At 75.0% G+C, this 6968-nt stretch carries 6 protein-coding genes; 3 read left to right on the plus strand and 3 right to left on the minus strand.

All coding sequences use genetic code 11. From position 1 onward, the window contains the following. The 3 genes from AAHZ94_RS36515 to AAHZ94_RS25495 form a co-directional block, all read right to left on the minus strand. Positions 1-1068, minus strand: a 1068-nt coding sequence (locus AAHZ94_RS36515) for a glycosyltransferase family 2 protein (protein ID WP_502964779.1), incomplete at its 3' end; no start/stop codon positions are given. A gap of 57 nt (positions 1069-1125) precedes the next feature. Beyond that, positions 1126-1773 carry a glycosyltransferase family 2 protein gene (locus AAHZ94_RS36520; RefSeq protein ID WP_502964780.1) on the minus strand — a complete coding sequence of 216 codons (648 nt, stop codon included), beginning with the start codon at positions 1771-1773 and terminating at the stop codon, positions 1126-1128. Positions 1774-2772: 999 nt separating this feature from the next. Continuing rightward, entirely contained in the window at positions 2773-3036 is a 264-nt protein-coding gene (locus AAHZ94_RS25495; RefSeq protein WP_349995539.1) for a WhiB family transcriptional regulator, read from the minus strand. A gap of 696 nt (positions 3037-3732) precedes the next feature. On the opposite strand from AAHZ94_RS25495, the gene AAHZ94_RS25500 reads away from it, so the two are divergent. The 3 genes from AAHZ94_RS25500 (at position 3733) to AAHZ94_RS25510 (ending at position 6899) form a co-directional block, all read left to right on the plus strand. Then, a complete protein-coding gene (locus AAHZ94_RS25500) occupies positions 3733-4257 on the plus strand; it encodes a cysteine dioxygenase (protein ID WP_349995541.1) in 525 nt (174 codons plus the stop codon). A gap of 222 nt (positions 4258-4479) precedes the next feature. Then, complete coding sequence (cofD, locus tag AAHZ94_RS25505) at positions 4480-5445, plus strand: 2-phospho-L-lactate transferase (RefSeq protein ID WP_349995543.1); 966 nt, start codon at positions 4480-4482, stop codon at positions 5443-5445. Next, the gene (locus AAHZ94_RS25510; RefSeq protein ID WP_349995545.1) at positions 5442-6899 is read left to right on the plus strand and encodes a coenzyme F420-0:L-glutamate ligase; all 1458 of its coding nucleotides are present in this window, start codon (positions 5442-5444) and stop codon (positions 6897-6899) included. Before cofD ends, AAHZ94_RS25510 begins: the two co-directional genes overlap by 4 nt. The last annotated feature ends 69 nt before the right edge of the window (positions 6900-6968 follow it).

Raw genomic sequence — 6968 nt, forward strand, 5'->3', positions numbered from 1 at the left:
CCAACCCGGGCCCCGGCCTTGGCTCTGACCGCGCCCCCGGCCCCAACACTGGCCGCGATCCCGCCCACCGCGGCGGGGCCCGGCCCCCCCCCCCCCCGCGCCGGGGCGGCCCCCCCCCCGGCGCCCCGGGGGCCGCGGGGGGGGGGGCGGGCGGGCGGCCCGGCCGGGGGGGTTGGGCGCCCGGGGGTGGGCCGCGCCGACGCCGACCGGCTGCCAGGTGTCGTAGTAGCGGGCCCACAGGTCGCCGAGGTCGCCGGTGATCGGCAGCAGGGCGCCGCCGGCCAGCGAGCCGCCGCCGATCAGGTTGCGGCAGGCGATGAGCGAGGCGAGCAGCAGCACGGCGAAGAGCACCGGGCCGGGCTTGCGGGCGATCCGCTTGAGCCGGGTGAACTGCTCGACTTCGAGGAAGTCCGCGTCGTCGCCGCCGGGCCCCGACTCGACGGCGCCGTGCCGGCCGCCGGCGGAGAGTTCGGCGTCGGAGCGCCCGCCGAAGTTGCCCGCGATCTGTTCGACGGTGGCCCGCACCGTCGCGCCGGGCGGCGGGAAGAGCGGGCGCAGTTCGCCGGCCTCGACCTCGGGCCGGCCGCGCCCGCGCCGGGCGGCGAGCACCCGCTCGGGCCGCAGCAGTACGGCGCACAGGCCGGCGAATTCGTCCACCGCCTGCCCGGGCGCCTTGCCGACCAGGTAGCCGAGGGTGCGCAGCAGGGTGCCGAGCACGACGCGCAGCAGGACGTAGGGGAGCAGGGCGGTGCGGGTGTTGGCGAGCAGCGTGTAGACGGCGCCGGCCTTGTCGACCCGGTGCGGCGATGACGCGCGCGGGGCGAGTTGACGCAGGGCCGAGCCCTGTTCGCCGTCGGCGGCGGCGGTGCGGCCGGCGCGGCCCACGCAGTCGATGGGCCGCCGCTCGCGGGCCGCTGCCTCCGCGTGCCGCAGCGCCGCGTCCGGGGCGATCAGCACCTGGTGGCCGCGGGCCTGGGCGCGCCAGCACAGGTCCACGTCATCGCGCATCAGCGGCAGCCTGGCGTCGAAACCACCGAGTTCGTCCCAGACGTCGCGGCGGATCAGCATGCCGGCGCTGGAGACGGCGAGTACGGGGCGGACCTGGTCGTGTTGGGCCTGGTCCTGTTAGCGGCGCTCAAGGCCGGTCCAGCGGCGCCCGCTGCGGGCGATGCTGACGCCGACTTCGAGCAGTTGTCGCCGGTCGTACCAGCTCCGCAGCTTGGGGCCGACGATCGCGGCGCGCGGGCTGGCGTCGGCGACCCGCAGCAGTTCGGTCAGCGCGCTCGGCTCGGGCGCGCAGTCGTCGTGCAGCAGCCACAGCCACTGCACGGGCTCGCCGTGCGGCAATTCGGGCATCTCGTACGCGTCGTCGCGCCAGGCGCGGGCCTCGGGGTCCCAGCCGCCGGGGCGCCGCAGGTACGGGAGTTGGTCCGGCGTCAGCAGCGGGGCGCTGCGCACCGCTTCTTCCACGGCCGTGCCGAAGCCGCTGCGCCGGGCGAGGTGCAGGACCCGCTCCGGGCCGAGGGCGTCGGTGAGCAACTGGGCGGACGCGTCGGCGCTGCCGGTGTCGGCGGCGACGGCGTACTGCACCGGACGGTCCTGGCCGAGCAGACCGGCGAGCGCGTCCGGCAGCCAGCGGGCGCCGTCGTGGGCGACGAGCACGGCGGTGACCACGTGCCGCGGGAACTCGGGCGTGGTGGACGCCGCGCCACCGTGGGTGGGGGCGAACTCGGTGGGGGCGGCCGGCTGGGAGGCCGCCGATTGGCTGTGCACGGACATCGAGGTACGGGCCCCGGTTCGCTGGACTGCGGTGGACGCCCGGCTGCCGTGGTGGCGCCGGTGCCTCTCGGACGGGCCCCCACACTAACGGCTCGGCCGGGCGGGCCGACCGCTCCGTCCGAGCCGTACGGACAGGGCGCGCGCCGCGGCACACAGGGCGCTCGGGCGCGGCGGGGCCCCGTCCCGTCGCCCACGCGCCCGCAGGCACGGCCCTGAGCTGCCACCGTTCCCAGCAGGGCGCACGCCCTTCGCCCCGCCGCGCGCCGGCCCGCCCCGTCGGGCCGCGGGCCAGATGTGGCCAGGGCGCGCTCGGATACGTTCACTTGGCGCACCACACCGAACACCACGCGGCCGACCCGCACGCGACGCGCCCGGTACCACGCTCCGCACGCATGTCCCCGCGGGGCGGGGTGAACCAGGGCGGGAGGGTGGGAGCTGTGGGGCGGGGGGTGGGAGCTGTGGGGCGGTTTGTGCACCGGGGTGGTGGGGGCCGCCGCTGCGGGCGGCGCGTATCAGGGACCCCGGGGGCGCGGTGACGGAGCGTTCCGCGGCGCGCTGCGGGTACGGCGCGATGGCCGCGGCCGAGCCGCGGCTACGGGACGGCGCGCACCGAGGTCGCCGGGGGCCGCGGCGACGGAGCATTCCGCGGAGCGCGGCGAGCGGGCGGCGGCCGGGGCCACGGGTGCGAGGGCGGCGGGGCTACCGGTAGCGAGGCCACCGGTAGCGGGGCCACCGGTAGCGGGGCCACCGGGCCTGCGCCCCTCCGGGCCCGTGGTCCCGCGAGTCACTGCCGCCGGGCCGTGGCGCGGGCGGTGGCGCGGGCCGTGGCGCCGCATGCCAGGCACCTAGATGGCAGATGCCACAGATGTCATAGCTGCCGCCTAGCTGCCCACCCCATGCCTGACGAGACGCCCACCAACACGACGGTCCGCCTCGATGCGCTGGGCGCTGGAGGCGGACCGTGGGTGCAGCTTCTGTGGGGGGACCGGGCGTTCAGACCGCGGCCTTTTTCAGTCGTCGACGTTCGCGTTCGGACAAGCCGCCCCAGATTCCAAAGCGTTCGTCATGCGCGAGGGCATATTCAAGGCACTCCGAGCGGACCTCGCAGGCGAGGCAGACCTTCTTCGCCTCACGCGTGGACCCGCCCTTTTCCGGGAAGAACGATTCGGGATCGGTCTGAGCGCACAGTGCGCGCTCCTGCCAGCCGAACTCCTCGTCCGCCTCTTCGACCAGCAGTTGCTGGAACAACTCGGTCATGTGCGCCCCTCGTCCGTCATTGCGTACCCGTGCCGCAGCCGTGAGCCTGAGCGACACGTCTGAAATTACAAGTGCGCCGATCCGAGCCAGTCAAGCCGAGATCTGCTATTGAGCCGCTTATTCACTCTGCGGAACCAAGGGCTTGCAGAAAGTGTTCAAATCGACATAAAGCCAGACACACCTACCGCCACACCGCGCGTCGACGCGTCACGGCATCTCCCCACCGAGAACAGACGTCCCGGCCGCCGACTCCAGTTGCAGTACGGCCGCCGAAGCGAAACGGATCACACCGCGCCCCGCCTCCGGAGAACGATCGTGGGCGCCGCACGGCGTCAACGACCGCAGATGGTGCGCCACCTCTCCGCCTGTACGGTTGCACAAACCTTTCTCCGGACGGGGTAACCGGATGAGGTGAAGCATTACTCACCATGTGGACAGGGATTTGACAGGAACGGACAGACCCGGTCTCCTTGGTCGCATGTCAGTGAGCGCCATGCCCCAGTCGACCCGTGCCTACGGGTTCCGCTGCGCTGTGCAGGCTCGCTGTCGCTGTTCTAGCTGTTGATGCCACCTGAGCTCCAGCTTTCTCCCGCACCACCTCGCTCCACCGCTTCCGTGCACGCGCCGGGCCATGACCAGGCCCGACGAGCCGCTGGCGCCGCGTGCCACCCGCACATCTGCCGAGGAACTCCGTACATGAACAGCGATGTCCAAATCGCCGGGGACTGGCTCGACATTCCCCACCTGCTGCCGCCGCTCCCCGCCCACCCGAGCACCGTCTCGGGCTTCGTCCAGCTCGCCCGCACCATCGCCGCCGACCGCGCGGGCTGGCAGCCGCTGGTCGAGTACGACGCCACCAGCCGCTGGTACCACCGGCTGCGCACCGGCCCCGGCTATGAGGTCTGGCTGCTGAGCTGGGTGCCGGGGCAGGGCAGCGGGGCGCACGACCACGGCCGCTCCAGTGGTGTCTTCACCGTTCTCCAGGGCAAGTTGACCGAGCGCACCGCGGACGGCGAGCGCACGCTCGGCCCCGGCGCCCAGCACGTGATCGCCCCCGGCTACGCCCACGACGTCGTCAACGACTCCCTCGAACCCGCCGTCAGCCTGCACGTCTACTTCCCCGGCCTGACCGACATGCCCTTCCACCCGGGCCGGGGCGCGGCGTACGGCACGGCCGCGCCGGGCGAGGCGCCGGCGGCGGTCGGCGCGGGCAGTCGCTGACCTACGGCCGAAGGCGCGCGGGGCCCGAACTACCGCCGGGCGCCCGGGAGTTGAGCGCGGGCCGGCCTGGGCGCGGGTCGGCCCGCTCGGCCGTGCCGGTCGGCCCGTACGTGGGTGAGCGCCCCCGTACCGGCGGCGGGTTGGCCGAACCGCGCACGGTGGCCGCTTCCGCCCCGGTGACCGGAGGCCGGGGTTCCCCGGGCGGCTGACAGACTGTGTCCCATGCGCATTGTGGTTCTGGCAGGGGGGATCGGCGGCGCCCGGTTCCTACGCGGTCTCATCTCGGCGGCGCCCGACGCGGAGATCACCGTCGTCGGCAACACCGGCGACGACATCCACCTCTTCGGCCTCAAGGTCTGTCCCGACCTCGACACCGTGATGTACACCCTGGGCGGGGGCATCCACGAGGAACAGGGCTGGGGCCGGGCGGACGAGACGTTCGCGGTGAAGGACGAGTTGGCGGCGTACGGCGTGGGGCCCGAGTGGTTCGGGCTCGGTGACCGGGACTTCGCCACGCACATCGTCCGCACCCAGATGCTGGGCGCCGGCTATCCGCTCAGCGCCGTCACCGAGGCGCTGTGCGCCCGCTGGCAGCCGGGCGTGAAGCTGCTGCCCATGTCGGACGACCGGGTCGAGACGCACGTGCTCATCGACGACCCGGAGGCCGGTGGCGGGCGCAGGGCCGTGCACTTCCAGGAGTACTGGGTGCGGCTGCGGGCCGGGGTGCCGGCGCACGCGGTGGTGCCGGTCGGCGCCGAACAGTCCAAGCCGGCGCCCGGCGTGCTGGAGGCCATCGCCGCCGCCGACGTCGTGCTCTTCCCGCCGTCCAACCCGATCGTCAGCGTCGGCACCATCCTGGCCGTGCCCGGCATCAGGGAGGCCATCGCGGACGCCGGGGTGCCGGTCGTCGGGCTCTCCCCGATCGTGGGCGACGCGCCGGTGCGCGGCATGGCCGACAAGGTGCTGGCCGCCGTGGGCGTGCAGGCGACGGCGGCTGCGGTCGCCGCGCACTACGGTTCCGGGCTGCTCGACGGCTGGCTCGTGGACACCGTGGACGCGGGCGCGACGGCCGAGGTGGAGGCCGCCGGCATCCGCTGCCGCGCGGTGCCGCTGATGATGACCGACCTGGCGGCCACCGCCCAGATGGCCCGCGAGGCGCTGGCGCTGGCCGAGGAGGTACGGGCGTGAGCGCGCCGGCACGGCCCACGGGGCCGGATGCGAACGCGGGCTCGGCTTCGGCTTCGGCTTCGGCTTCGGCTTCGGCTTCGGCTTCGGCTTCGGCTTCGGCGGACACTGCCCCGGCCGCGGGCGCCGAGGACGGCGGGCCCGCCTCCTTCCGGGTGTGGGCGCTGGCCGGCATCCCCGAGGTGCGCGAGGGCGACTCGCTGGCCAAGCTGATCGCCGCCGCGGTCGGCCCCGAAGGCCCCGGCCTGGCCGACGGCGACGTGCTCGTCGTCACCTCCAAGATCGTCAGCAAGGCGGAGGGCCGGCTGCTGCGGGCGGATGACCGCGAGGCGGCGATAGACGCCGAGACCGTACGGGTCGTCGCCCGGCGCGGCCCGCTGCGCGTGGTCGAGAACCGGAACGGCTTCGTGATGGCCGCCGCGGGCGTGGACGCCTCCAACACCCCGGCGGGCACGGTGCTGTTGCTGCCCGTCGACCCGGACGCCTCGGCCCGTACGATCCGCGACGAACTGCGGGCCGCGCTCGGCGTGGACGTCGGCGTGGTCATCAGCGACACCTTCGGGCGGCCCTGGCGCTCCGGCCTCACCGACGTGGCGATCGGGGCCGCCGGGCTGCGCGTCCTGGACGACCTGCGCGGCGGCACCGACGCGCACGGCAATCCGCTCGCGGTGACCATCGTCGCCGCCGCCGACGAGCTGGCCGCCGCCGGCGACCTGGTCAAGGGCAAGACCTCCGGCTGTCCGGTCGCCGTGGTGCGCGGGCTGCCGCGGCTGGTGGGCGAGGCGGCCGACCCGACCGGCGCCGGGGCCAGCGCCCTGGTGCGCAAGCCGGCCGAGGACATGTTCCGGCTCGGCACGTCGGAGGCCGTACGGGAGGCGGTGACGCTGCGGCGCACGGTGCGCGAGTTCACCGACGCGCCGGTGGACGGGGCGGCCGTGCGGCGCGCGGTCGCCGCCGCGGTCACCGCGCCCGCGCCGCACCACACCACGCCCTGGCGGTTCGTCCTGCTGGAGAGCGAGCGGGCGCGTACCGAACTGCTGGACGCGATGCGCGAGGCGTGGATCGCCGATCTGCGGCGCGACGGGTTCAGCGAGCAGAGCGTGGCCAGGCGGGTGCGCCGGGGCGATGTGCTGCGCCGGGCGCCGTACCTGGTCGTGCCGTGCCTGGTGGCGGACGGCGCGCACCCGTACCCGGACGAGCGGCGCGCCACCGCCGAGCGCGAGATGTTCGTGGTCGCGGCCGGCGCCGGCGTGCAGAACCTGCTGGTCGCGCTCGCCGGCGAGGGGCTGGGCTCGGCCTGGGTCTCCTCCACCATGTTCTGCCGCGAGGTGGTGCGCGAGGTGCTTGAGCTGCCCGCGAACTGGGACCCGCTGGGCGCGGTGGCGGTCGGCACGCCGGCCGCCCCGCCCGTGGCCCGACCGCCGCGCGAGGCGTCGGCGTTCATCGAGGTCCGCTAGCGCCGCCTGCGCGGCGCGCCCGGGGAGATCCGTCCGTGGGGGCGGGGCCGGTCCGCCATGGGCCGGTCC

It is taken from the genome of Streptomyces sp. HSW2009 (assembly GCF_040240285.1).
In the GTDB taxonomy this organism is placed as follows: Bacteria; Actinomycetota; Actinomycetes; order Streptomycetales; family Streptomycetaceae; genus Streptomyces.

Bases quoted from the DNA above. Each gene is read 5' to 3' on its own strand.
- cofD (WP_349995543.1), top strand. From the start codon at position 4,480: ATGCGCATTGTGGTTCTGGCAGGGGGGATCGGCGGCGCCCGGTTCCTA.
- AAHZ94_RS25500 (WP_349995541.1), top strand. From the start codon at position 3,733: ATGAACAGCGATGTCCAAATCGCCGGGGACTGGCTCGACATTCCCCAC.
- AAHZ94_RS25495 (WP_349995539.1), bottom strand. From the start codon at position 3,036: ATGACCGAGTTGTTCCAGCAACTGCTGGTCGAAGAGGCGGACGAGGAG.